The 875-nt window shown below is 40.0% G+C and carries 3 protein-coding genes; all 3 read right to left on the bottom strand.

The features are described from left to right. A partial coding sequence (rpsK, locus tag KTQ83_RS11875) for a 30S ribosomal protein S11 (RefSeq protein WP_117926867.1) occupies positions 1-353 on the bottom strand: 353 nt, incomplete at its 3' end. A 19-nt stretch (positions 354-372) separates the two neighbouring features. Next, positions 373-738, bottom strand: coding sequence for a 30S ribosomal protein S13 (gene rpsM, locus KTQ83_RS11870; RefSeq protein ID WP_117573903.1), 366 nt, complete (start codon positions 736-738; stop codon positions 373-375). Positions 739-754: 16 nt separating this feature from the next. After that, positions 755-871 (bottom strand): 50S ribosomal protein L36, encoded by a 117-nt coding sequence (gene rpmJ, locus KTQ83_RS11865; RefSeq protein ID WP_003866328.1) that lies wholly within the window; start codon positions 869-871, stop codon positions 755-757. Positions 872-875: the final 4 nt, after the last annotated feature.

Below are 875 nucleotides of genomic sequence, written 5' to 3'. Positions count from 1 at the left end.
TGTGGAATTGGTGTTACATCATTGATCATTGTAATTTCTAAACCAGCTACCTGTAATGCTCTGACAGCTGCTTCACGTCCAGGTCCAGGTCCTTTTACATCTACGGATACTGTCTTCATTCCGTGATCCATTGCTGCTTTTCCAGCTGCTTCTCCTGCTAACTGGGCTGCATATGGTGTTGATTTACGACTTCCCTTGAATCCTAATGCTCCAGCACTGCTCCATGCTACTGCATTTCCACTTTCGTCTGTGATTGTTACGATTGTATTATTGAAAGTCGAGTGAATGTGTGCACATCCTCGCGCAATATTCTTTTTAACACGTCTTTTACGTGTCTTTTGTACTTTTGCCATTCTTTACTCTCCTTCCCTACTACTTCTTCTTGTTAGCCACTGTCTTGGCTTTTCCTTTACGTGTTCTTGCGTTTGTCTTTGTTCTTTGTCCACGTACTGGCAATCCTTTTCTGTGACGCATTCCTCTGTAGCATCCAATTTCCATCAATCTCTTGATGTTTAATTGTACTTCTCTTCTTAAGTCTCCTTCGACTTTGATCGCATCGATTGTTTTACGAATTGCATTTAATTGTTCTTCAGTTAAATCTTTTACTCGAACATCTTCACTGATGCCTGCTTCTTCCAATACTTTCTTTGATGTTGTCAATCCAATACCATAGATGTATGTCAATGAAATGACAACTCGTTTATCGTTTGGAATATCTACTCCTGCTATACGAGCCATTTAGTTTCCTCCTACTTTAGTTTCCTTGTCTCTGTTTGTGTTTTGGGTTTTCACAAATTACCATCACACGTCCTTTGCGTCGAATTACTCGACACTTGTCGCAGATTGGTTTAACAGATGGTCTTACTTTCATCTTT

This window comes from Holdemanella porci, assembly GCF_019052655.1.
Classification (GTDB): Bacteria; Bacillota_I; Bacilli_A; order Erysipelotrichales; family Erysipelotrichaceae; genus Holdemanella; species Holdemanella hominis.
The sequence above is the reverse complement of the archived record's forward strand: the minus strand, read 5'-3'. Positions and strand labels throughout refer to the sequence as shown.